Origin of the sequence: Spirosoma foliorum (genome assembly GCF_014117325.1) — a bacterium.
Lineage (GTDB): Bacteria > Bacteroidota > Bacteroidia > Cytophagales > Spirosomataceae > Spirosoma > Spirosoma foliorum.
The window spans coordinates 1,168,651-1,193,750 of record NZ_CP059732.1; the positions used below are offsets into that span (position 1 = coordinate 1,168,651).

A 25,100-nucleotide genomic window follows, 5' to 3' on the forward strand; every position below is an offset into this window, starting at 1 on the left:
ATAATTTTTACCACAGAGACGAGGAGAATGCTGGGTACCTCTAAGCAGATTTAGATTTGAGCATTTTGTGTGACCCCATCGGGGTCAAATCTTTATAGTAAATACGTTTTCTATAAACCTTTTACCCCGATGGGGTCACACAAAATGGAAATAGCTTAACTAAATCTATGTGATTATTTAGGGTTTATACTCTGCCCTCTCTATGCCTCTGTGGTGGAAAATTAACTATTACTCCCAAAAGGAAGGTTTTTGGATTGTTCCACCTCGTAAGCGGCAGTCAACACAGGGTAGAGGTGTCGTCAGATATAGGCCCGGAATATAAAGATTGATGATACCGGGTTGTTCTTTTAGGATATCGCCAGCGCCCAGCGTATCGATATCACACGTTCCCAATCCGTTATTCGTATACCAGCCTGGTAATTGCGATTTGCGAATAAAAATGCGCTTGGTTTCGATAGAGCCGACTCGGAAAAAGCCCAGTACAAGATCGCTGGTATTGGTTTGCGAATGAATGTTTCCGGTAATCTGGGAAGGTTGTGGATCGAAAATAGACCCAATACTCTGGGTTATTTTGGCCAACTGATCATAATAATCGAATCCCGCCTGCGTCAGCGCAAACTGCCGAACCAGAATACTGTATTTGCTTCCCAATTTAATAGAGTAGCTGGGAATATGAATCAGTGGGAACTGGCTAACCACATCCTGACTGAGCCGGGTTGTAGAGCTTGTGATGATATTGGACGAGTTTTCACTTCCCCAGCACTGGAGCACACTTTGCGTGCGATCTACGATCTTGTTATTAACGATCTCAAACGCCGAGTTGAACTCCGAAAAATATTCCCAGGTTTGATCATACTCCCAACGATAATAGCGGGTGTTGTTTTTCGGATCGTGGGTATTGACGTTGATCTGTAGACCTTCATTATCAGGGTGAAAGGTGATGCTGTCGATAGGTGGCGTGGTCAAAACCGGTACATAATCGGAATAGTAATCAGATCCCGCTGTGGTCTTAACGTGTAGCCGATAGGTCTCACTGGCTACAGGCGTTACGCCCGTCAGGGTATACGACCCAACGGTTCCCTCTTTCAAGGTGTAAATATCCTTGTGCGCACTCTCAATCGTGACCGTGGCTTTGCTTTCGGCAGTAGGCGCTTTAGGATCAGTCAGATTTTGGGTACGCGACAACTGGATGGTTGTGGTGGTACCGGGCGCACTATTAAAAAATCCATTGACCACCAGGTAGCTGGCAGGCGAGGCAATTTCGGGCGGACGATAGGGGTCAACGCACCCGCCAACCAGCAAGATCAGTACCCATCCGAGGAGTTTTACAGAACTATTTTTCATGTGGTTTAAAAGCTGGGACACAGAGATCCACGGAGACGCACGGAGACACACAGAGATTTTTTAACTCCTTTTCTCTGTGTATCTCCGTGCGTCTCCGTGGATCTCTGTGTCATAACTTCATAACTTTAAAATCTGAAATTATACGTAATCGACGGAATCGGGTTGCCAAAAATGGACAGCTGATAACTGTTGATTCGGCCATTCTCCGATTTGAAATAAACCGAGTAAGCATTATGCCGCCCCGTCAGGTTATAGACCGCAATCGTCCAGGAGCTGTGGGCTAGCTTCTTCACTTTGTGATTGCCCTCGATATTCATAGCGAAGTCGGCGCGATAGTAATCGGGAATCCGGTACTGATTTCGCTCTGAATACAACAGCCGCAGCGAACCGTCGAGTACGTATTTCGATACTGGCAACGTAATGGGTCGTCCGGTGCTGTAGGTGAAATTGAGCGAGATGCTGAACCGGCGGTTAATCTTGTAATTGCCGATCATCGTCACATCGTGCGGTTTGTCGTAGTTACTGGGGTAATAACTTCCCTTGTTAATGATCTCATTACCCAGCGGATCATTCGTTCGTAACAGTGTTCGTGAGTACGTATAGCTTAACCAGCCGTTGAGTTTGCCCGTCATCTTTTTGATCAGAAATTCGGCACCGTAGGCCAGGCCTTCAGCATTGACCACATCGGTTTCAATATGGTGATTCAGAATCAGAGAAGCACCACTTCGGTAGTCCAGTCGATTCTGCATCGTTTTATAGTACGCTTCTACCGACATCTCAATCGTGTTGTTTCGGTTGTTCTTATAAAATCCGATTGCGTACTGATCGCCGATCTGTGGTTTAATATTCGGATCGCTCAGCTTCCAGATGTCGGTGGGGGAAATGACAGTCGTGTTCGACAGCATCTGGATATACTGCCGGGTTCGGTTGAAACTGGCTTTGATCGATGAGGTATTAGACAAGCCATACCGAATGGCCAATCGGTATTCTGGGCCACCATAATTAACGATTGCTTTATTGTTGCCGTAGCTTACTGTATCGGTGATGGTATTGATCGTTTTAGGCTGACCTGGCACGTATTGGTACACAGACCCCGGCCCTAAATACGTGTAGAACGAATACCGAAGCCCAGCACTAATCGAAAGGCGTTGATTAATATCGAAGCGGTCACCAACATAAACTGCACTTTCCAGCGCCTGCTCGGTAGGAACAACATCGGGCAGAATAAGTGACTCACTGCCTTTGGGCTGGAAGTTGCCCGGCGATAACTTGTAGTACGTTGAGCTGACCCCAAAATCAACCGCGTGCTGGTTGGTCGGGAAATAGTTGAAATCAGCTTTTACCTGCGATTGATTGATGGAAAAGCCCAGATCATACGCATTGACCGGATTTTTATCGCTCGACACATTGTATTTGTAGCCGCTGTAATTACCCGTGAAAACGCTGTAGAGTTTATTATTGATAATGTGTTTCCACTTCAACGTAGCGGTCTGGTTCTGATAGCTGTAAGAGGTATCGCTATTGAGCCGGAATTTGTCTTTACTCATGTAGCCTGTCAGATAGAACGTATTCCGTTCGTTCATCTCGTGCGTAATGTGCAGGTTCAGGTCGTAAAACTGCGCCTGACTTTTCTGATACGCTGCGTTCTGTAATTGCTTCAGCAACCAGTCGGAATAGGTGGTTCGAATACCCGCAATGAAGGAGGTTTTCTCCTTAATCAGCGGGCCTTCAACGGTTAAACGACCAGTTAACAAACCAATTCCTCCCGATCCAACAAATTTCTTCTTGTTACCGTCACGCGTTTGTACATCCAGCACCGACGATAGCCGACCGCCAAACTTCGAGGGAATCGCACTTTTGTAGAGTTCGGCACTTTTAATCATGTCGGGGTTGAACGCCGAGAAAAATCCGAACAGGTGAGAGGAGTTATAAATGGGCGCGTCGTTGTACAGAATCAGGTTCTGGTCGGTGGCGCCCCCTCGTACGTTAAGTCCGGTTGAACTTTCACCCACGGTTTTTACACCGGGAAGCGTCTGAATCACCCGAAGCAAATCGGCTTCACCCAGAGCCGTTGGGACTTGTTTGATGCTCTTTATGTCGACGCGTTCTTGCCCCATTTGAAGCCCCGAAATGTTTTTGTCTTTTTCGGCTTCAATCACGACTTCTTTCAAGGCAATTACATCGTCTTCCATCTCGATGTTGAGCTTATCATCCGAATAAAGAATAATCCGTCTCCGCGTGTCTTTCAGACCAATGCTCCGTATTTTAAGCTCATGTCGGCCGCGAGGCAACGTAATTGAATAGTACCCAAACTGGTCGGAAACGGTCCCGATGCGCGGATTCTCCACGTAAATGGCTGCCCCGACAATGGGTTCGCCAGAAGCTACGTTACGAACAAACCCGGCGATGGTTGAGCGGCCCGGCCGGATAGGATTGGTACGCTTCCCGATCTCATAGACTTTGGTTTCTGGTTCGGCCAGTTTCTTCTGGCTTTCGCTTAGGTAAGCATTAGATGTAGAGTCGGCCCCGGCTGTAAGCGCCCCCCGTTGAAAGAACCCAATGGGTAGTTCGGTACGGATAGGCCGGGTTGTGGTGATGTACACTCGACGCTGATTATCAATGGCGTAATTGAATTTCGTGCCGTTAAAAAGCTGTTGCAACACCGTTCGTAAAGGCTGGTTTTCAACCTTCATGTCCACGATGAGGCTGTCCACATCGGCGGTATTGTAAAAGAAACGGTAAGGCGTTTGCGTTTCAACGGCCTGAACAAACTGCTCAAAACGCATATTCTGGAAGTTTCCCTGAATCGGCCTGTCGGTTGATGACTGCGCGAACAGGGTTGTCTTAACGACAAGTAATACAAATACCAGGAAGGTGGCGCGGTAAAATGGCATCATAGAGTATTCGTTAATTCCTCATAACGTTTCGTTGCCTGCGTAATAGCAGCTTCGCGTTGTTCTTCGTTAAATTTAAGCTTGTTGCTACGCAGGTATTTACGCAAGGCTTTGGCCTGGTCGGGAAACAAACTAAGAACAGATCCCTTCGATTTTACTTCATGGTAGGCTCCTTCTTTCTGGATGTAGAAGCGATCTTTTACCAGATAGTCAGCCTTGTAGGTGCCACTCGAAATGTCTTCATGCACCGTTTTTACGCGCTGAGCCAGTACTTTAACTTTTCCGTTATACAGGATCTCATAAAAGCCGGTGCGAACCCCCAGTGCACTGTCGCCAACGAGTCGGGCAAACTGGTGCTGATCGATCGAAAAGTTGCTGATTTTTTCGGTATGAGGTCGAACCCGATAGCCTCCTTCGGGCGGCTGAATCGCCAGCTCATCCCGAACAACGTCGTACAGCATGGGGATATCGTGATAATAAACACCATTGTACGTAATCGTGCCCCGTTGCAAACTGTCGACGGGAAAGAAAGGATGTATTTTTATCCGGTGATCATGCGGAATGTACTCGTTCCCTTCGAAAACATGCTCCTGTTTATACATGCTGCGCTCGTATAAGCGAATAGCCTGGTTTTGGGCAGTCTGGATAAAGGAGCTATCTGGGGCGGATGCCTGTCCTGCGGCACGGGTTGCCAGCGCGAGAATACTAAGAATCAGTACAGTATACCGCATAGAATCTTATTAGTGTGAACGAAAAGTTAAAAACGTTAATCTTTGAAGGCAAAATATAGTACAGAGTGCGCAGAAAATGGCTTTAAAAGCAGATAATTTGCGTTTTGTATAAAAAAACAGAATAAACAGTTTTCTACTTTGGTAGCCTTTTTCGCCATTACGTTACCTCATAACCGTTTATTGCGTTTGGTAAGAGGTTGTCTTGCTATATTGTACGGTCAAAACTACAATCCTACTAGCTTACGTAAATGATAAATAAAGTCGTAGAGGGGGCCGATGTGGCCGTCGCCGATATTCCTGATGGCGCTATATTGATGCTAGGGGGCTTTGGGCTATGCGGCATACCCGAAAACTGCATAGCAGCTCTCCTTCGAACCGGGGTAAAAAACCTGACCTGCATTTCTAACAACGCGGGGGTCGATGATTTTGGCATCGGAATGCTGTTAAAAACAAGGCAGGTTCGTAAAATGATTTCGTCGTACGTGGGTGAGAATCAGGAATTTGAACGGCAGCTACTATCGGGCGAGTTATTGGTTGACCTGATTCCGCAAGGGACGCTAGCCGAACGAATCAGGGCGGGTGGAGCGGGTATTCCGGCCTTTTTTACCCCGGCGGGCGTAGGTACCGAAGTGGCTGAAGGTAAAGAAGTTCGGGAGTTTGATGGGAAACAATACCTGCTCGAAAGCTGGCTAAAAGCTGATTTCTCGCTGGTAAAGGCCTGGAAAGGCGACATGGCCGGGAATCTTATTTTTAAGGGAACTGCCCGCAATTTCAACCCCATGATGGCCACGGCGGGTAACATTACCATTGCCGAAGTCGAAGAACTGGTACCTGCGGGTGAACTCGATCCGAACCAGATTCATACACCGGGCATTTGTGTCCACCGGATTTTTCAGGGCGTCAATTACGAAAAGCGTATTGAGCAACGGACGGTCAGATTTATGGAACGCTGATTTTTATGATTTTAAAGATCAAAGATGGTTTTTTCGATTGTTGGTGAAGACTTTGCGTTTATACTGGGGCTCCCGCCCAAAATTAAGTAATAGACCAACCTCAATATTAGTGGCTTTGAGGTAGTTTGTTAACTGGGCTTCATGTTCAGGAGCTAGCCCTATAGCTGCTTTCAACTCGACGATTACACAATTATTTACTACCAAGTCAGCATAATATATCCCCACTTTCTCTGTGTCATAATATACATCAATGGGTTGTTGAGCAGTACAGGATAAGCCAAATTTGGCAATCTCTACGCGCATAGCATTTTCATAAACCTTTTCTAGGAATCCGTAGCCCAATTTATTATACACATTAAAGAATGCTTTTAAAATCAATTGAGTGAGATCGGAATGTTGGTAGCTAGTATTCATAATCATTGTAGTTGGTTTACAAAATCATAAAGTAACTATAACAATCTTAAAAATCAGCGTTCTATTGGCATCATGTTAGACAAACACCAAATTGCCCGCCGAATTGCGCAGGAACTTCGCGACGGTTATTACGTCAACTTAGGGATCGGTATTCCAACGTTGGTTGCCAACTACATTCCCGATGGGATGAACGTTGTTTTGCAATCAGAAAATGGATTATTGGGGATTGGCCCCTTCCCGACAGAAGCCGAAGTCGACCCTGATCTGATCAATGCCGGGAAACAGACTGTTACCATGCAAGTAGGGTCGTCGTTGTTTAGCTCGGCCGACAGCTTTGCCATGATTCGGGGCGGCCACGTTGACCTCACGATTCTAGGTGCTATGGAGGTGTCGGAAAACGGCGACATTGCCAACTGGAAGATTCCCGGCAAGATGGTGAAAGGCATGGGGGGCGCAATGGATCTGGTGGCGTCGGCCAAAAATATCATCGTCGCCATGCAGCACGTCAATAAAGCCGGTCAGTCGAAATTGCTGAAAACATGTACGTTACCACTGACGGGCTTACGTTGTGTCAAGAAAATCGTAACCGAGCTGGCTGTTCTGGATGTACTACCCGAAGGTGGCTTCAGACTAGTAGAAACGGCACCGGGTGTAACAGTCGAAGAGGTTCGACAGGCCACGGAAGGTAAATTGTTGATAGAGGGGGAGATTCCGGAGATGAAGCTTTGACCAGATTTCGTGATTTTCGTGATGTCAGCTTCTTAAAGCTGACAGTTTAGGTTTCTCAAAACCTATCGGTTTTATAACGAAACCCATTGTAAATCAATTAACCTAAATGGGCTTGTTTTAAGGGTCAGTGAACTCAGTACCGGCCAAATTTAATAAGGCTGGAAATAGATGGACGGTTGTTGGTTCCGATAATACGTCTTTACCATTTACCTGTACAACGATTCTGTAAGGCACTTTCATAGGGCCCGATAGCTGATCAATTTGTAGCAAGACGTAGTGCTTTGGAGCTAGTGACATTGTCCTATAACTATTCCCGCAACACGCTCCCCTGTCTTTTTGTAGCGTCAGCCATTGCCCTTTTGTATAAACCTCTGTGCGGATGTGCGCTATCGTGGCATCGGCCCGATCAATATGGACCGTGTCGTTCGTCGCATTGATTAGGAAAGCTGCTTTATATAAAATCGACGAATCAGGCTTTGCCATAAGCAAGCTTACTGTGTTCGCCTTAGGCTTAAGATAGGCAGGTAGCTGATTAACCGGAAATTGTTCCTGCCGTTTATAGTGCTTAAAATCTATATCACTTTTTACCCAAACCTCTGTGAAGCGTTGGGACGCCAGCTCATTAATGCCTAATAAATAGCGGGGTGGACTCGGTTCCGAATTTTGTGCGTAGCCTATGGAAGCAACTAATAGTGAAAAACCGACAAAAAGTGCTTTGAGGAAATACATTTTGTCTGACGATTTTTAGGGCAGATACATGAATATAACGAGATTTTAGCAGGAAGCTGTGATATGATTGAGCCGAATTGTTCATAAGTATCTACTGGATCAGCTTCCTTGTGAATGTTAATGGTTAAGTATAACCATCAAGAAAACCCTGCTATTTTTCCTTCGGCTCCAGCAAATCCCACAAATTCCCGTACAAATCGGCGAAGACAGCCACCGTTCCATAAACCTCTTCGACGGGAGGACGTACAAACTGGATACCGTTGGCTTGCATTTGGTTGTAATCCCGCCAGAAATCGTCTGTAAATAAAAATAAGAAAACGCGTCCGCCAGTTTGATTCCCAATTCGACTCCGTTGTTCTTCACCATCCGCTTTAGCAAGAAGTAAACACGTTTCCGTCGAACCGGGAGGAGCCACTAACACCCAGCGCTTTGTCTCGCTCAGGATAGTGTCTTCAAGGAGGGTGAAATTGAGCTTTTTTGTGTAAAACTGGATGGCATCGTCGTAGTCGTCCACGACCAGAGCCAGGTGGGCAATTCGTTGTTTCATGGGGCTATTTTCAATCTATGGTTTTGTAAATACGGGACAATATAGCAACCAGACGCCCACTTTCGATTAAGTTTGCAAACCCTATGCCTTGAGGGATTATTGACTAGCAATTCGTATGGAAATTTCCACTTTATCACCCGAAGCAGCCTTTGCGCAAACTGGCCTTTCGTTGCCACCCGCTCCCCAACCATTGGGAGTTTATAAACCGTATCTGATCGACGGCAAATACCTGTACGTATCAGGACATGGCCCTGTTCAGGACGACAAAAGCCTGATCATTGGCCGCATTGGCGCTGATATGGACATCGAACAGGGTAAATTGGCTGCCCGTCAGGTTGGCCTTACTATACTATCCACTATCAAAACCCACCTGGGTAGCCTCGACCGAGTGAAGCGGGTGATCAAAGTGCTGGGTATGGTGAACTGTACTGCTGATTTTGGTCGTCATCCTTACGTTATTAATGGATGCAGCGAGCTGTTTTCCGCTGTTTGGGGACAAGAAAATGGCATCGGCGTCCGCTCGGCGGTAGGTATGGGTTCGTTGCCCGATAATATTCCAGTTGAGGTAGAAGCCCTTTTTGAACTCGTTTAACCGATGGCACAAACACCCTGGTATCAGATTGATGACATTGCCCAACTCGATACGCCCGCGTTGGTGCTGTATCCCGACCGGGTGAAACAGAATATTGCCCTCCTGAAAAGCATGATTGGGGATGTGGGCCGGTTACGGCCACATGTAAAAACCAATAAATCGCGGGAGGCATCCCGATTGTTGCTGGAAGCGGGTATTCAGAAATTCAAGTGTGCTACCATTGCCGAAGCCGAAATGCTGGCCATGATTGGCGCGCCCGACGTGCTGCTGGCTTATCAACCCAATGAAGCCAAAATGCATCGGCTGCTAGCGTTGATAAAAGCCTACCCGGAAACCAAGTTCTCGTGTCTGGTTGATAATATCGACACCGGTCGCGAACTGTCGGAATTGGCTGTAGCGGCTGGAGTAGTGGTGCCAGTATACATTGATTTGAACGTAGGCATGAACCGAACGGGTATTGCGCCGGGCGGTGCTGTATTGACGCTTTATACCGAACTCAATGAACTGGCAGGTGTAAAACCCGTTGGTTTACATGCCTACGATGGGCACCTGCGTAATTCGGATCTGGCCATTCGCACCTCCGAATGCGATGCCGCGTTCTGGCCAGTTCAACTGTTGCGAGAAACCTTGACCGCGCGAGGATTTACCAAGCCGATCATTGTTGTTGGTGGCAGCCCAACCTTCCCGATTCATGCCAAACGGGCCGATGTTGAATGTAGTCCCGGTACCTTTATTTACTGGGACAAAGGTTATCAGTCGATTTTGCCAGAACAGGCGTTTCAACCAGCGGCTCTAGTTGTTGCACGGGTTATTTCGTTGCCCGAATCCTCGAAAATCTGTGTTGATTTAGGGCATAAGTCTATTGCCGCCGAGGGCGATCTGGTTGGACGGGTTACATTCCTGAATGCGCCTGAGTTGAAAGCCGTTGGACAAAGCGAAGAGCACCTGGTACTGGAAGCAAGAGAGGGCCATTCGTACAAAGTAGGCGATATAGTCTATGGCATTCCCAACCACGTTTGCCCAACCGTTGCCCTTTATGAACGGGCCTATACAATTGAAGGTGGGACCACCACAGGCGAGTGGCTGACGGTTTCCCGAGATCGGAAAATAACGGTGTGATTACTACGATTTTACAGGACTAATTACGAGGCTGTAAATCTGTATCTAACTGTATCATTTTTAACCGCAGAGGTCACAGAGACATCACTAAGGATTTCTCTGTGACCTCTGCGGTTAAAAGAAGACCTGATGCTTAAGTCTAGTTCGGGCCAATTTGTAGTGTACTCCCTGTTTGATAAATTAATTGAGAACCACTGTTTGTCCAGAGCGATTTCGTTTGTGCCTGATAATTAGTGGGTATTGTAATCGTATGCTTTAACTGAACAGTATCAAACAAGGAGGGTATCCAGCCGCATGACCAAACCTGTGGGGTATTCCAGAACCCATTTTGGACGGTACTTACATAATTGGGCGGAATAATTGGGGGCAGTCCACTTCCCGTTCCACTGATCGTTATCGGCTCGCTTGGCTCACCTGATACAACAGGAGACGTAGAATTAACCCGGAATCGGTAGCGCCCATTTGCCCAGTTGGGTAGTGTAACCGTTAGCGGATTAGTCGTTCCTGAGGCTAAGGTGGCCAGATAGCATCCCCCTTCGTTTAGAATGTCTACCTGGTATTGATTGTTGGCACGGGTGGGAACCAACGAAAAATAGGGGACTTGTGTTTGGTGACCTGCGGTGTCTGCGAAGGGGAACACATAGCCCGTGGTTAACTGAATAAGCCGGTCAGGCAAAGAGGGTTGTCGGCTACTAAAATAGTCGGTTGATAGGTATTGATTCCAGATCGTAATAAGCGCCGGGCAGTCATCTGCATCGAAGTGAAGATGGAAATAATCGGTCTTTCGGTAATTAGGATAAATCATGCTATCGGTAGCAGGTCCGGCCGCGTTATTGGGCCACCCTGCCAGCGTATTCTGAGCGGCAATAATATTCGGATCAGTTTCGTGATTGGTATATTCGTAACCCACTGTGCTCGGTATATAACTGACGCGTGAGATAACCCAGCTAAGATTCCCAAATCCTAATTGAGTGCGGGACTTATTAATTGTCAGACCGATATTATTAATATAGTCGTCGTACGTTTGGTAGTAGTTATCCCCTTCGCCCTGATGCCACAAAATGGCCCGTACACCTGTTCGTTTCAGGTAATGTAAAATGGTTACACCCAAAAGACGATAGGGCATATTTTGAGAAAATCCCGACCAGATTTCTTCTCCATTCGCTGAATGCATCCAGTGCTTGGAGTTTGTTGCTGAATATGAGGCTCCATAGAACATAACGGGTACCCCCAACTGCTCGACGAGCTTATCGCCAAGCCCTCCCCATAAAAATAAATAAGCCCCCGGAAACATGCCCGTATTGTTAATACCCGTCGATAAGTCGGCATGGCTGACTGTAAAGGGCAAAGCACTTTCCGAAAACTCTCCTGCCTGACCCGTCCAATAGTTAATGATGGATACACGATCATCGTTGGCTTGTCCGCTGGTGCAATTAATTCCCCAGGAGTTGGACTGACCGGATGTTACAAATACTTCGCCAACGCCAATCCGCTCCAGAAGGGTAGAGCCAATTTCAGTATTGCCCGCAAACGCTTTTACGTTGAGGTCGTACCAGCCACCAGCTACATTCGGAAACTTGCCTTGAAAAACGCCGTTGTTAGGAGCGTTGTCGAGGACAATCCAGCCTGTGGCTGTGCCTCCCTGACGAACCGTTAATTGGGCCTGAATCTGGGTAGCGTTAGCGGGGCACCTTCCTATAACAGGTACATTGGCCTGATTGGTATTGTTACGTTGAATGACCAATCGGCTAGTAGGAAATGTTACCTGTACCTGAGCGAAAAGACCATATGGGAAGAGTAAGAAAAAATAAACAATAAGTTGATTGGAGCGATGTGTGGATTGCATATCTAAATAACTCTATGACTATTTAAATACTAGACTTGGTAGTTTTGGAAACAAAAAGCAGGCCAGAATAATCAGCGCATTTTGGCCCATGCAAATGAACTATTTTTGCGCTGGTTGAGTGTGCCTAAGCAGAAAAATGAGTTTTTGAAGGCTATACATAATCGATGATGGACACGCTTGACGTAATTTGCGGCCGTTGTTGTTTCTGAAATTCGTATCACTTTACCTGTATAAACTAATTGCCCTATGTTCACAATAGATGCGCATCTTGACTTAAGCATGAACGCAATGGAGTGGAACCGCGACCTGCGTCAGCCAGTTGAGCGGTTGCGCGAACGCGAGCAAGGTATGACCGATAAGCCAGACCGGGCGAAAGGCACCGTATCGTTTCCTGATTTACGCCGGGGTAATATTGGCTTGGTTGTTGCTACCCAGATTGCCCGTTTTGTGGCACCAGGTAATCCATTGCCCGGTTGGCAATCGCCCGAACAGGCATGGGCGCAGACTCAGGGGCAACAGATCTGGTATAAAACCATGGAAGAAGCGGGTGAGATGATCCAAATCCGTGATCTGGCGGGACTGGAAAAACACCTCGCACTCTGGAATGATGGCACCCCCAATGAGCAGAAGCCGATAGGATATATTCTGAGCCTGGAAGGGGCCGATTCGATTGTGACGCCTGCTTACGTTGAGACCGCTTATAACTATGGATTGCGCGCTATCGGCCCCGCTCACTATGGCCCTGGACGTTATGCTCAGGGTACCGATGCCACTGGGTTTATGGGACTGGCTGGTCGTGAATTGCTGCGGGAAATGAAGCGATTCAATATCATTCTGGATGCAACTCACCTTTGTGATGACAGTTTCTGGGAAGCCCTGGATTACTTTGATGGCCCCGTTTGGGCTAGCCATAACAACTGTCGGGCGCTGGTCAATCACAATCGCCAGTTTAGCGATGAACAACTCAGGGAACTCATCGCTCGTGACGCCGTTATCGGCGGTGCGCTGGATGCCTGGATGATGGTTCCGAACTGGGTACGCGGCCAATCGACGCCCGAAGGGATGAATTGTGATCTGGCCAAAATGATTGACCATTTGGACCACATTTGCCAATTGGCGGGAAATGCCCGACACATTGGTATTGGTTCGGATTTAGACGGTGCTTTTGGAAAAGAACAGTCGCCCTACGATCTGGAAACCATCGCCGATTTACAAAGAGTGCCTGATTTACTGCGTCAGCGGGGCTATACCGAAGACGATATTGCCAATGTTATGCATGGTAACTGGCTTCGGTTTCTGAGACGCGTGTGGGCGTAATAGATTGATTGCTAACTATATACCTAAAAAGGCCAAAACGTCCTGTAATTCCTATACTAAGCGAATTGCAGGACGTTTCACGTTCATTGAATTACGCCATATCATCTAGTTGGTGCGGCTAGCGCTTACTGACATTTACATAAAAAGGCCCCAACGTGCCTTTATCCGTTTCCAGCCATGATTCCAGGTTGTAATCGCCCCGTTTCAGGTAAACCTGACCAATCACTTCCTGTTTGCTGTTATCCTGATCGGCTTGCGCACTACGCTGGGTCTGCCCGATTCGAACAACTACCCGACTCCCTTTCTTAATGGCTTTATGCTGAACCGTAAAATCATAGTAACCATCTGTTTCTACCCGAACAGCCCAATACCCTAAACCCGTTTCGGCAATCCAGTTACTAACCAGCCCCGACCAATCCTGACGGGTCAATACGGTCGGATTTTCGTGAGTCGTACCCAGACTGATTCGACGGGTTACCAGATTCGGGCTGGCGGCAATATCCTTATAGACCTTGTCAAGTTCAGTTTTCAAGTCCTGAGCAATTGCTGAGTTAGCCGTGATGAGATTCGTGCGCTCATACGGGTCCGTTTGAAGATTGTAGAGTTCAAAACTTTCCGGCTTTTGACCATCAGCATTAACGGCCACTAGTTTGAAGTCATCTTTGTAAAGAGCCGCGTTCCGATAGGGCTCGGGCCAGCCCCGGTTCCAGGCATTATAGAAAACATCCTTCCGCGCCGTTTCCCGACCCTGAATTATTCCCAGAACCGACTGACCATCAATCGGCAACTTTGCTGGCAACGGAACCTGTGCAGCCTCTAGCAAAGTTGGCAGCATGTCAATATGCGCGATACGGGCGGAAATGTCTTTGTTGACCGGAAAAATTCCCTTGCCCCGAATGAAGTGCGGGGTGCGTGTGCCGCCCTCATAAACTGTTCCTTTTCGTCCTTTAAAGCCTGTGTTGAACCGTAGCTGCTGATTGCCATTATCGGTTGTGAAGATAATAATGGTGTTATCTTCCAGATTCAAGGCTTTCACCTGTGCCAAAATTCGCCCAACATTATCGTCGATATTGGTAATCATGGCGTAAGTTCGGCGAGCGTCTTCTTTATCCTTGTCGGTCATAGACGCCCAGCCAGTACCGGACTTCGTGTCAAAAGGAGTATTAAGTGCCAGGTCTTTGTACTGGTCATAGTATTTTTTGGGTACCTGCAACGGATCGTGCGGTGCATTATAGGCAACGTACAGGAAAAACGGGCGGGCCGCGCTTCCCGACTTCTGCTGGCTGGTTGTTAGAAAATCCAGTGCAGCATCGGTAAACACATCGGTACAATAGCCCTGCGTTTTGACCGGTACATTGTTTCGGTAGAGCGTCGAGTTGAAATAACTGCTGTCGGGACGAAAGAAATTATCCGCATGATCGCCGGGCTGACCAATACCCCCACCGTGCCCAACGAAGGAGAATGCAAACCCTTGCTCCGACGCCCGATAGGGATAATTATCGCCCAGATGCCATTTACCAACAATACCCGTTTGATACCCATTTTGCGACAGAATTTCGGCTAGCGTCACCTCTTCTGTCGCCATAATGGAGCCGCCATTGTAGGTATCATGCACGCCCGTACGCTGATGGTACCGACCCGTCAATAAACTGGCCCGAGTCGGACTGCAAACGGGAGACGTGTGGAAGTTGGTCAGGCGGGTACTCTGGGCAGCAAAGGCGTCGATGTTTGGGGTTTTAAGATGTAGATTTCCGTAAAATCCCAAATCGCCATACCCCTGATCATCCGTCATGATCAGGATAATGTTTGGGTGATTTTGTGAGTTGGTTTTCTTTTGCGCCCACACCGATGTTACGCTTAATAGGCTAAGGACGATGATTATAAGAAGAAATTTTTTCATGAAACGATGTGACGAGATTGACGTGGTGTTGGTTACTAATAACCGACACAATAGGTTTTGAGAAACCTATCGGTGCGAACAGTAAACAGTAGGTTTTAAGAAACCTTCCAGTGTCAGCTGCTTACAGCTGACACCACCCAAAAACACAAATGCACTTAATAGCACACCTTACTGATCGCCAAACGGAAAAATGGCTGACGGAACGTGCGACTGGTTCATTAGCTTCTCCAATTCCTTCGCTTTGGCCGGAAATGAGCCAGATATATCCTGTTTTTCTGCCGGGTCCTTCGCCAAATCGTAGAGTTCCAGCGTTGATCCATTCGGTTTGTTGGCGTTCAGTCGAACGGCTTTCCAATTGCCTTGTCGCACCGCCTGTTTCCCTCCACCTTCGTGGAACTCCCAATACAAATACGCGTGCTCCTTTTGGTTTCCTTTACCCAATAAGCTCGGTACTATGGAAAAACCATCCCCAGTTGTTATTGGCTTTGCACCCGCTAATTCGGCGAACGTAGGAAGTAAATCCCAAAATGCACCGATGTAGTTGCTTTGGGTGTTTGCTTTAATAGTCCCCGGCCAGCGGGCAATAAACGGCATGCGAATGCCTCCTTCATACAAATCACGCTTGACGCCACGGAAACCGCCACTACTGGCAAAAAACGTTGGGTCAGCGCCCCCTTCTATGTGTGGACCGTTATCACTCGTGAAAATGACCAGTGTATTTTCGTCGATACCTTTAACCTTAAGGGTAGCCAGCACCTGTCCAACGTAGGCATCTAACCGGGCAATCATCGCGGCAAATGTAGCATGCGGATAAGCCTGCGAAGTATAGCCGCCCGTTGTCGCGCTGACCCCATAATCAACTCCTTTAAACGGAGTTTCGGGAAATTTGCCTTTGTAATATCGGAATAGACTATCGTCGGGAACAAGCAATTCGGCGTGGGGCAGGATGTAGGGGAGGAAGAGAAAAAATGGCTTATCTGTGTTCTGAGATTCAATAAAATTCAAGGCCTGCTTTTGAATCAAATCGGGGGCATAGATCTGATTATGAGTGAGATTCTTGTTTTCAGTTAAAACAACCTGATTGCCGTTTTTCCACAGATGATCTGGGTAATAGCGATGGGCCAGACTTTGGCAATTATAACCATAAAATTGATCGAACCCCTGGTTGTTGGGATCGCCTTCAGACCCTACCGGACCTAATCCCCACTTGCCAAACGCGCCTGTGGTATAGCCAGCTTTTTTCAGCACTTCCGCCAGCGTTACAACCGAATCGGCAATGGGTTCCTGCCCTTCAGGATCAACTCCTTTATTGCCTCGAATGTAAGTATGCCCTGTATGTTTTCCCGTTAGTAAAGCTGAACGGGATGGTGCACAAACGGTTGTCCCTGCATAAAATTGAGTAAACCGAACGCCCTGGGCCGCCAATCGGTCAATGTTTGGTGTTTTGATCAGTTTTTGTCCGTTAAAACCCACGTCTCCGTAACCCAGATCGTCGGCTACAATAAGCACAATATTGGGCCTTGTCGAACTGCGCTGTTGGGCAACAGAACTGCCAGCAATAGCCAGCAGGGGAATCAGTAAAAAAGATAGTTTTTTCATGCGTATGGTGATTCTATAGTGAAGCTGACGCTGTTCATCCCTTTCATTTTGTGGATAGAATTAGTGTAATTTTTTGTCATTCCAACGCCAGGAGGAATGACAAAAAAGCGATTCATTTTTAACGAAATTCGAAAAGTTTAAACAGCGTCGGTCCTTATTTCGAAGCCACCAACTTGGTATCGAGTTCGGTTTTTAGCTCGGTTAAACCGGCACGTTTCAGTACAATGTCGCCTTGTTTGTACAGAATAAGGTAGGGAAAGCCTGATACGGTTTTGAGCGAAGCAATCAGGGCTGGGCTTTCTTCCAGCTCTATTTCAACAATTTTCAGGGCATCACCGTGTTCCTTACGAAGGGTCTCCAGAATGGGTTTTACTTTTTTGCAGGAACCGCAGTATTTAGAGCCGATGTCAACCAGGACGAGTTTATTACTCGCCAGAATGGCGTTATATTCATCAAGTGTCAGTCCTTTTTTTGCGGTTGTGAACAGAGGGTTTCCTGCTCCCGTCCAGGCACCAATGCCGCTATCCAGTACATAGACTTCATTGAATCCCTTGCTCCGTAAATCCTTGGCCAGGGCAACGCTACGCCCATTCGCGATGGAATAGATGAATACAGGTTTCGATTTACTGATTCCCTTTACAAGTGTTTCATATCCTTCGGTTTGCAGGTTGAAATTTACGGCATTCGGAATGTGGTTAAGTGCAAATTCTTCGGCACTTCGAGCGTCAATCAGTTGGGGAGTTGCCTGTGCTTTTAATTTCGCGGTAAACTGATCGACGGAGATAACGTCTTCTGATTTTTCGGTTTGAGCAATGGCTACTGTAGCGAAGCCCAACAGGACAAAGATGAATGCAAGTTGCTTTTTCATGGATTGTATTGGTTTATAATGGATAATTGTTGTATTGATTTACCCTCACCCCCGGCCCCTCTCCCGTTTTGGGAGAGGGGAGCAATGTAGGAGTGCGATATGGGGTTTAATGGTTGGTGTTTTAGTGGGTTAGCGTCGGGCTTCCTGCTCGATGAATTGTTTCAGGGCGAGGGTGATTTTTTCGAGCAATTCAGGTGAGGTAGCTTTGGCGTCGTCCATTGGTGCATGAAACAGGAAATGTGCGCCTGCAATGGCCAGAAAGTTTGGGTAGCCTTTTTTGACGACTTCAATCAATTCGCCAACTCCTTTGTCGGTCACGGCTTTCCGCCCATGGATGGCTTGAAACGACTGCTCGAAACTGCCTTTTACAGTAGGGCTGTAGACAATCTGTCGGTTGGCATCTACCTGATTGGTCGGTGCGTAACCAGCCTCTGTTTTAGCCCATTTTCGGGTGGCTATTCCCGCGCCCAGGTGGACCCACAACTGAGTATCGGCAGGCTTAGGAGCAATCGTTTCCAGAAGTTGGCGAGCGCCCAGATTGGCCAGTTCATGCCCTGAATTAGCCGTAAACAGAAAGGTATACGGTAGTTTGGCTTCGCTTGCCCACTTTGCCAGAGCCAGCCAGGCGGCAATGCCAGGACCGCGCTCACCCCCGCACGTAAACCACCCACTAATCGGTGTGGACACCACGATTGTCTTCGGTCCATTGCCAATTTCTCCGTAGATATTGCGCGCAATTACATCGCGAAAAGTGCCCTTGATTGCCAACGAAGCGGTTTTATGAGCCGTAACCGCAGCTAATATACTGGCGCTATCTTTAGGAGCCACCAGCACAATAGGAATGGGCCAGGGCTCGGTGCTGTACGATGTATTGATGGCCACAATCTCGCCCGATGGGTTTTCGGTAATGGCCACAATTGCTTTGGCACCTCCGTCAATCAATGGCTTTAAAATCGCGTTATGACCGATTTGGCCTGAAAGACGAGTGAGGACAATCTTCCCTGAAAAATCAGATGGTTGGCTACTCGTTCGGCTGTCAAAGATTGGCGCGTCAACCTGAAGCGGAATTTTATCGTTGACGTACCACAATGGAAATACATTGATCGCTTTGGCACCTGTTGACAGGGTTCCTTTGTCAAAAAAGAACTGCTTAACCGGAAATTCGAGATACTTGACGGCATAACCCGCCTGCCTGAGTTCGTTGCCTAACCAGGCCGATGTGTTGCGGTCGGTTTCGGTACCCGTGCGGTGTTCGCCTAAACTCACAAATTTTTCGACTGTACTGTACAAGCGCTTACCTGTCAGGTAATCAGGTGTTTGTGCAGTCAGCTGGCTCAGGGTTACTAAGCTCATCAGGCTACTGAGTGTGATAAAATTGACAGAGAATGTCATGGTTTCTTACAGATTAAATGAGAGAGTGAATGGCCCAAATTCAGCGAAAGTCGAAGAAGGCATTTGTATCGATCATGCTGGTTTTCAGAAAGCCTTCCCCGTACCTTGTGCCAATCATGCGACCGAACTCAACGGCTCGTGACTCCACACGACTGAAGAAACTAGGGTCGGAAATAGCCGTGATTGGTTCGATACTTTCAGGGTCATAGAATTGACTTCGGTAGGCTTTGGCAGCCCGGAGCTTTTGCTCAAAATGGCCCGATACATCCACCACAAAATCGGGTTGAAGCCACCAGTCCTGTATGTAATGATAGATGGCTTTGGGCCGCCAGTTTTGTTGCCTCGTCTGCCTTTCATCGTACGTTTCTAGCCTAGCGAAACCGGCATAATAACAAGCATCCACAACTAGCTTAGCTGCCCGTATATGGTCGGGGTGGCGATCTGAAGGCGCATTGACAAGCACCACATCGGGCTGGTACTGGCGGATAACCTGAATGACCTTACGCTGATGGCATTCATCATTTTTAAAGAATCCATCCGCAAAATGCAGGTTAAGACGAGTACTCAGCCCTAGCAATTGAGCCGCTTCAGCCGCTTCTCTTAGCCGAATTTCGGGAGTGCCCCGGGTGCCCAGTTCTCCGCAGGTCAGATCGACAAACCCGATTTTTCGTCCTAGCGCACGATAGTGTAGCACGGCGCCACCACAGGCCACTTCGGCGTCATCGGGGTGAGCCGAAAAAACGAGCATATCTAGTTTCATGATCTGGTTAATCTGAGGGTTAGGGTAATACCTGTTTTACGGAGCGACGTAAGCCGGATTCCGCTCTGTTGGTATAAAAGCAGCCTGCTTAGCGCGCCAATTCTGCAAAAGCGTGTGTAGTTTTTTGACGACAGCCGGATTCTCTGAAGCTATGTTGTGCTGTTCACCCAGATCGGTTTTAAGATTGTAAAGCTCCAGCGCGTTGTCTTCGAAATACTCGTGTAACTTCCAGTCACCCAGCCGGATAGTCGAACCGAGTCGGGTGCGGAATAGGGGGTCACGCCCGTTGTCCGTTTGTTGATCGTAGGCTTCCAGATAGATCGGGAAATGCCAGAAAAAAGGACGCTCAGCCACCGACTTTCCAGTTAATAGCGGGAGGATACTGATGCCATCCAGCGGCTGGCTCGGTTTTGGCCGTTTCAGAATGTCCAGAAAGGTTGGGTAGTAATCCAGATTGATGACAGGCGTTTGCGACGTGCTTCCGGCCGCTACAATACCCGGCCAGCGAACCACCAGCGGTACCCGAACGCCACCTTCATAGTACGACCCTTTTCCGGCCCGAATCGGATCTTGCCGGGAGATGGACCGGATGCCCCCATTATCTGACGTAAAGATTACGATGGTATTTTGATCCAGTCCCAGTGCCTCCAGTTTCTTCAGGATTCGGCCTACATTGCTATCGAGTGATTCGATCATGGCCGCATACGTAGCATGATTGTGCCCCGGCGATTTCGGTTTTCGCTCGTATTTTTTTACCAGCGAATCGGGTGCCTGCAAGGGTGTATGAACAGCGTAATACGGCAGATACAAAAAGAATGGCCGGGCCGCGTTCGGCCGGTCACGAGGCTGGTCCAGGAAGGTTAGTGCCTCGTTCGTCAGCCGATCCGTCAGGTATTCACCGGGAGGACCGTCGGGTAGGGTTGGAATACCATACGGACTGAAATGCTTATTCATGCCCCGTTCATCACCAGCTCGATTGTAGATAAAGCCCTGAGTGGTTGGGCTTTTTCCCAGGTGCCACTTGCCGATACTCGCTGTTTGATAACCGGCATCGCGCAGGGCTTCGGTCAATGTATACACACTATCGGGCAACACCTCATTGTTTTTTACGGGAATCAGTTTCCGAGTTTTGGCGTCGCCCCGATCCGCATTGGCAACGGTATAAATTCCGTGTCGGGGGGAATACTGACCCGAAAACAGGCATGCCCGGCTTGGTGCACAGTTGGCCGCTGCGGTATAGGCAGTAGTGAATTTCATTCCCTGTGCCGCCAGCCGATCCAGATTGGGCGTTTCGTAAAACGTGCTACCCATAAAGCCAACATCTTTCCAGCCCAGGTCATCGGCAATGATCAGCACAATGTTTGGTTTCGCTGGCGAGGTTGGCGACTTTGATTGTGCCAATAGACTGGTTGTCGCCAGTAGCTGGCAAGTCCAAAATAACCCTACTATAAAAAAAGCGTTACGATTCATTTGCTTGATAATCAGTAGATGTAAAACAGGTTTCCGTCGGGACCAACGCGGTATTGGCCGTTGCCTTCTTTACCGGGTTTAAATTTGGGAAGGCCACCATCGGCCCAGGCGGGTGGGAGAGTTCCCTTTTCCCAGGTGGCCAATGCCTGCTTTAACTCGGCAACTTTAGCCGAATTTGACGCCGACACATCCTGACGCTCGGCAATGTCTTTGTCCAGATTGAAGAGAGAATATTTGTCTTCCAGACCGTAGTAGAACAGTTTCCATTCTCCTTTTCGAACCGCTTTATTCTTGCCAAATCGCCAGAAAAGTGTTTGATGGGGGGCTGATTTCGTTTTGCCGCTCAGATAAGGGAGCAGATCAACGCCGTCATACGGCCGATCTTTTGCGAGGGTTCCGTGGGAGGCAGCTACGGCTGTGGTGTAGATATCCATACCGGCAACGGGTTGGGTATACACAGTTCCCGCTGGAATTTTTCCCGTCCAGGAAACGATGTACGGAACCCGAATGCCGCCTTCGAACAACAATCCTTTTACGCCCGATAACGGCCCATTGTAAGGTGCTTTAAGAAAGCCTGCACCGCCATTGTCGCTCGTGAAAACGATCAGCGTGTTCTTGTCAAGACCAGTTGCTTTCAGCTTTTGAACAATGCTCCCAACGGCATCGTCCAGGGCGGCAATCATGCCATAATAGATTCGTTTATTCTTGTCTTTCTCGCCTTTAAACCGATCCGTGTAGTTTTTGGTGGCCTGGAACGGAAAGTGTACCGCGTTGAAGGGAACGTATAAAAAGAACGGGCTCGTTTTGTGCTGATCGATAAACTCGCTGGCCTTTCGGCTAAAAACATCCGTGGTGTACTCCTTCTCGGTTACTTCTTTTTTGCCATCAAAAATGGCCGAATAGTCGTCGCGGTGAAACGAAGCTGCCGAACCGGGCCACCAAAGCTGAGGGGAGTTTTCGACATCAGCATCAGAGCTATCCTTATACATGGTATGGCCGCCCAATGTGCCGTAATACTGATCGAAACCCCGGTCGGTAGGGGTGTTGTTTTTTCGGTTGCCAACGTGCCACTTGCCGAACATAGCCGTAGCGTATCCCTGCTTTTTCAACTGTTCAGCCAGGGTTATTTCTTCGAAAGGCAACCCAACGACCGAATCCCGTTTGGAAGTGGATGGGTACAGAAACTCAAAGCCAAATCGATGCTGATACCGACCTGTCAGGATGGCCGCACGGGAAGGCGAACAAAACGGCGCGTTAGAATAACCATTGGTGCAAAGTGCCCCTGATTTGGCCAGCGCATCAATATTGGGAGTTTGTACGAAGTTCTTCCCATTGGCAGAAATGTCGCCGTAACCCAGATCGTCGGCCAGAATCACCACGATATTGGGCCGATTAGGGTCTTGCTGACGAGTAACGGTTGGTGGATTCTGCTTTTGAGGCAAATTAAGGCCAACGAACAGGGCGCTGACGGCTGTCAGAAATAAGGGGATTGCGATTGGATTGTTGCAGGACTTCATTCGAAATAGATTTAACTATGCTTGTTTATGAGGGTATAATTCAGCGTGTAGCCCAAACCGGGACCAGTCGGTACGGGTAGGAAACCATCCTGAAACTGCTCGGCGGGCTTCACCAGATCGGCTCGCCAGGGTACTTCGCCGTAGGCAAATTCCAGAATTGAAAAATTGGGCATGCCCGCACAGACCTGCACACTGGCTGCGGTCGAAATGGGGCCGCTGGGATTGTGGGGCGACACCTTGATGTCGCCAGCAGCTTCAGCCAGCGCAGCGATGTAGCGGCACTCCTGAATACCTCCGCAATGCTTGACATCGGGCATAATAATATCCAGCGCTTTGCTGTTAATCAGGGGCGCAAACCCAGTCCGTCCGGCAATGGATTCGCCACCGGCAACGGGTTGTTGAACCGCATCCGTAATGGCCTTGGTATCATCGAGTTGAGTTTGGGGGTCAACCGCTTCTTCGAACCAATAGAGGTTCGTTTTCTCCAGTCGTTTCGCCGTCTGGATTGCCAGTTGTCGATTCAAATGACTGTGTACATCAATGAGCAGATCGACGTTGGGACCAATGGTTTGGCGAACAGCTTCTGTACAGGAAATGGCGTAGTCAATATCCGCTTCAATCTCTTGGGGGCTAGCCGATTTCAGCGGTTTCATGTCGTCGAACGGGGCTAGTTTGACGGCTTTAAAATCACTTTTTAAGGCCAATTCGGCGTTGCGCTGAAAGGACGAAATCAACCGTCGGCCCTGCGCATCGCGTTCGTTGGTAGCCCGGTTGATGTTGGCGTATACCTTGATTTTATCCCGAAGTTTTCCGCCGAGCAGTTCATAGGTTGGTACACCAAGCACTTTCCCGGCCAAATCCCAAAGCGCCTGTTCGATGCTACTAAACGCAGTGACGCCTGTTCGACTGCTTGCCTGCGCCCGTTGCAGTCCGCGTTGGCGAAACAGTTCCACGCTGAACGGCGATTCGCCTTTCACTAACTCGAAGTAGGCCGCTATTTCTGATTTGAGTAAAGCCTCACCATTTTGGGTGGCCGCTGTGAATCCGTGAGAGGCTTCACCCAAACCACTAATGCCTTTGTTGGTCTGCAACTCAACAAAGTACCAGTTGCCGCGTTGATTGACTTTTATGGTATGAACGACAATCCCCGTAATTGACAAGTTCGATTTCGTAGGGGCGACTGATGAGCCCGGTTCGGTGAATTGGCTACTCGCGGGTAGGGTTGTAGCGATACCCGCTGCTTTGAGAAAACGTCGTCGTGAGAGTGCCATAATTACTTGCTTCGCGAAGGGTTGACGGGCGTTGGCAGTTTGCCAAAATGCAATTGACCGATGGCGATGGAATTTTCGCCCGCGGCTGAATACAGCAAATACCACTTCTGGTTTTCCTCAAAAACATAGGGGTCTCTCAACTCCCGAACCTTGCCATAGAACAAGCCGATTTTTGACGTAGTTAGGGGAAGATTGCCGCCTTCGTAATCCATCTCGGGAGCGGCTATTTCCTGAGGTGGAGTTGGTGTCCAACTGGTCCAATCGTCGGTTAGTTTGATTTTCGTGAGTAGTATCCGCTCTGGTGTGTCGCCGACGCGGCTGTAAAACACCCATAGCGTATCGCCGACCAACTTGACGGCTGAATGACGGAGCGAATTCGGCTTCTGAATTTTTGCGAACGGATTGGGTCCTTTCTCAAATTCGGTTTTTCCATCGTTGGAGCGGTAAATTGAACTCGATCGACCAATGGCGTAATAGGTATTGTGCCACTGAAAAACCCGGAAATAAGACTCGCCCAATACGGCAGTATCGGACTTAAAATGGATACCGTCTTTAGTTGTCGCCCTGAGTGTGTATTGCCCTTTCTGGCCTTTGTGCTCCAGCGGGCAATGGAAATAAAGAACGAGTTGCTTCTGCCGATCATCAATGTGCACGTCGGGAGACGCAACGTGCGTAACCCCATCGCCCGCATTTTCGGCCCCATCGTGTCGGATGCTTTCGGTAGCCGGAAATGGGGCATCATTGCACCGGCAATCGGTGATTTGCAGCGTGCCGGGTTTGTGAATTTTCCAAGGCCCATGTAAATCATTGGCGTAGGCTAGCCTGATGTATTTGCCTTTGTGATGGGCGAAGTACAGATAATACTTGCCCAGTTTATTGGGGAGCCAGTCGGGGACTTTGATCAGCGATGGCCCGTTAAGGTCATCTCCTTCCAGTTTCGGGAGTTGGCTAGCGGAGATTATCGGATTATTGGCAAATCGCTCAAGCGTGATATTTTGCGCATTAATTCTATCGGTTAAGAGTAGAAATAGCGCTAAACTATAAACAAGCAGCTTTTTCATAACAGTTTTTGGTTAGTGGGAATACCCCAGAGTGCCGTTCAAGGCGT

The 25,100-nt window shown here is 48.3% G+C and carries 21 protein-coding genes; 5 read left to right on the top strand and 16 right to left on the bottom strand.

Going from position 1 to position 25,100, the window contains the following annotated elements; all coding sequences use genetic code 11:
• Positions 1-228: 228 nt before the first annotated feature.
• The 3 genes from H3H32_RS04785 to H3H32_RS04795 all read right to left on the bottom strand — a co-directional run bounded on the left by H3H32_RS04785 (position 229) and on the right by H3H32_RS04795 (position 4,969).
• Positions 229-1,344 (bottom strand): DUF4249 domain-containing protein, encoded by a 1,116-nt coding sequence (locus tag H3H32_RS04785; protein ID WP_182461525.1) that lies wholly within the window; start codon positions 1,342-1,344, stop codon positions 229-231.
• Between the two features lie 125 nt (positions 1,345-1,469).
• Complete coding sequence (locus tag H3H32_RS04790) at positions 1,470-4,241, bottom strand: TonB-dependent receptor (RefSeq protein ID WP_182461526.1); 2,772 nt, start codon at positions 4,239-4,241, stop codon at positions 1,470-1,472.
• The gene (locus H3H32_RS04795) at positions 4,238-4,969 is read right to left on the bottom strand and encodes a hypothetical protein (protein ID WP_182461527.1); all 732 of its coding nucleotides are present in this window, start codon (positions 4,967-4,969) and stop codon (positions 4,238-4,240) included. The genes H3H32_RS04790 and H3H32_RS04795 overlap by 4 nt, the downstream gene beginning before the upstream one ends.
• A gap of 248 nt (positions 4,970-5,217) precedes the next feature.
• On the opposite strand from H3H32_RS04795, the gene H3H32_RS04800 reads away from it, so the two are divergent.
• A complete protein-coding gene (locus H3H32_RS04800; RefSeq protein ID WP_182461528.1) occupies positions 5,218-5,922 on the top strand; it encodes a CoA transferase subunit A in 705 nt (234 codons plus the stop codon).
• Between the two features lie 18 nt (positions 5,923-5,940).
• Here the strand turns inward: H3H32_RS04800 and H3H32_RS04805 are convergent, their stop codons facing one another.
• A complete protein-coding gene (locus H3H32_RS04805; RefSeq protein WP_182461529.1) occupies positions 5,941-6,336 on the bottom strand; it encodes a GxxExxY protein in 396 nt (131 codons plus the stop codon).
• 72 nt (positions 6,337-6,408) lie between these two features.
• Here H3H32_RS04805 and H3H32_RS04810 point away from each other — a divergent pair, with 72 nt between their 5' ends.
• Positions 6,409-7,065, top strand: coding sequence for a CoA transferase subunit B (locus H3H32_RS04810; protein WP_182461530.1), 657 nt, complete (start codon positions 6,409-6,411; stop codon positions 7,063-7,065).
• Positions 7,066-7,182: 117 nt separating this feature from the next.
• Here H3H32_RS04810 and H3H32_RS04815 read toward each other — a convergent pair whose 3' ends face one another.
• Both H3H32_RS04815 and H3H32_RS04820 read right to left on the bottom strand, forming a co-directional pair.
• Positions 7,183-7,794, bottom strand: a complete 612-nt coding sequence (locus H3H32_RS04815) for a hypothetical protein (protein ID WP_182461531.1) — start codon at positions 7,792-7,794, stop codon at positions 7,183-7,185.
• Between the two features lie 151 nt (positions 7,795-7,945).
• Positions 7,946-8,341, bottom strand: coding sequence for a VOC family protein (locus tag H3H32_RS04820; protein ID WP_182461532.1), 396 nt, complete (start codon positions 8,339-8,341; stop codon positions 7,946-7,948).
• A gap of 115 nt (positions 8,342-8,456) precedes the next feature.
• On the opposite strand from H3H32_RS04820, the gene H3H32_RS04825 reads away from it, so the two are divergent.
• Positions 8,457-8,933 (top strand): RidA family protein, encoded by a 477-nt coding sequence (locus tag H3H32_RS04825; RefSeq protein WP_182461533.1) that lies wholly within the window; start codon positions 8,457-8,459, stop codon positions 8,931-8,933.
• A 3-nt stretch (positions 8,934-8,936) separates the two neighbouring features.
• A complete protein-coding gene (locus tag H3H32_RS04830; RefSeq protein ID WP_182461534.1) occupies positions 8,937-10,052 on the top strand; it encodes a D-TA family PLP-dependent enzyme in 1,116 nt (371 codons plus the stop codon).
• Between the two features lie 139 nt (positions 10,053-10,191).
• Here H3H32_RS04830 and H3H32_RS04835 read toward each other — a convergent pair whose 3' ends face one another.
• Positions 10,192-11,898 carry a sialate O-acetylesterase gene (locus tag H3H32_RS04835; RefSeq protein ID WP_182461535.1) on the bottom strand — a complete coding sequence of 569 codons (1,707 nt, stop codon included), beginning with the start codon at positions 11,896-11,898 and terminating at the stop codon, positions 10,192-10,194.
• A gap of 246 nt (positions 11,899-12,144) precedes the next feature.
• On the opposite strand from H3H32_RS04835, the gene H3H32_RS04840 reads away from it, so the two are divergent.
• The gene (locus tag H3H32_RS04840) at positions 12,145-13,215 is read left to right on the top strand and encodes a dipeptidase (protein WP_182461536.1); all 1,071 of its coding nucleotides are present in this window, start codon (positions 12,145-12,147) and stop codon (positions 13,213-13,215) included.
• A gap of 118 nt (positions 13,216-13,333) precedes the next feature.
• On the opposite strand, the gene H3H32_RS04845 is transcribed toward H3H32_RS04840, so the two are convergent.
• The 9 genes from H3H32_RS04845 to H3H32_RS04885 form a co-directional block, all read right to left on the bottom strand.
• Positions 13,334-15,115 (bottom strand): arylsulfatase, encoded by a 1,782-nt coding sequence (locus H3H32_RS04845; RefSeq protein ID WP_182461537.1) that lies wholly within the window; start codon positions 15,113-15,115, stop codon positions 13,334-13,336.
• 168 nt (positions 15,116-15,283) lie between these two features.
• Complete coding sequence (locus H3H32_RS04850) at positions 15,284-16,714, bottom strand: arylsulfatase (RefSeq protein ID WP_182461538.1); 1,431 nt, start codon at positions 16,712-16,714, stop codon at positions 15,284-15,286.
• Between the two features lie 154 nt (positions 16,715-16,868).
• Entirely contained in the window at positions 16,869-17,582 is a 714-nt protein-coding gene (locus H3H32_RS04855) for a rhodanese-like domain-containing protein (protein ID WP_182461539.1), read from the bottom strand.
• Between the two features lie 129 nt (positions 17,583-17,711).
• Positions 17,712-18,974: a hypothetical protein gene (locus H3H32_RS04860; protein ID WP_182461540.1), complete on the bottom strand. Its 1,263-nt coding sequence runs from the start codon at positions 18,972-18,974 to the stop codon at positions 17,712-17,714.
• Between the two features lie 40 nt (positions 18,975-19,014).
• The gene (gene bshB1 / locus H3H32_RS04865) at positions 19,015-19,734 is read right to left on the bottom strand and encodes a bacillithiol biosynthesis deacetylase BshB1 (RefSeq protein ID WP_182461541.1); all 720 of its coding nucleotides are present in this window, start codon (positions 19,732-19,734) and stop codon (positions 19,015-19,017) included.
• Positions 19,735-19,770: 36 nt separating this feature from the next.
• Entirely contained in the window at positions 19,771-21,204 is a 1,434-nt protein-coding gene (locus H3H32_RS04870) for a sulfatase (RefSeq protein WP_182461542.1), read from the bottom strand.
• A gap of 11 nt (positions 21,205-21,215) precedes the next feature.
• Positions 21,216-22,721 (bottom strand): sulfatase, encoded by a 1,506-nt coding sequence (locus tag H3H32_RS04875; RefSeq protein ID WP_182461543.1) that lies wholly within the window; start codon positions 22,719-22,721, stop codon positions 21,216-21,218.
• A gap of 11 nt (positions 22,722-22,732) precedes the next feature.
• Positions 22,733-23,992 (bottom strand): mandelate racemase/muconate lactonizing enzyme family protein, encoded by a 1,260-nt coding sequence (locus H3H32_RS04880; protein WP_182461544.1) that lies wholly within the window; start codon positions 23,990-23,992, stop codon positions 22,733-22,735.
• Positions 23,993-23,994: 2 nt separating this feature from the next.
• Positions 23,995-25,053 (bottom strand): glycoside hydrolase family protein, encoded by a 1,059-nt coding sequence (locus tag H3H32_RS04885; protein ID WP_220472600.1) that lies wholly within the window; start codon positions 25,051-25,053, stop codon positions 23,995-23,997.
• Positions 25,054-25,100: the final 47 nt, after the last annotated feature.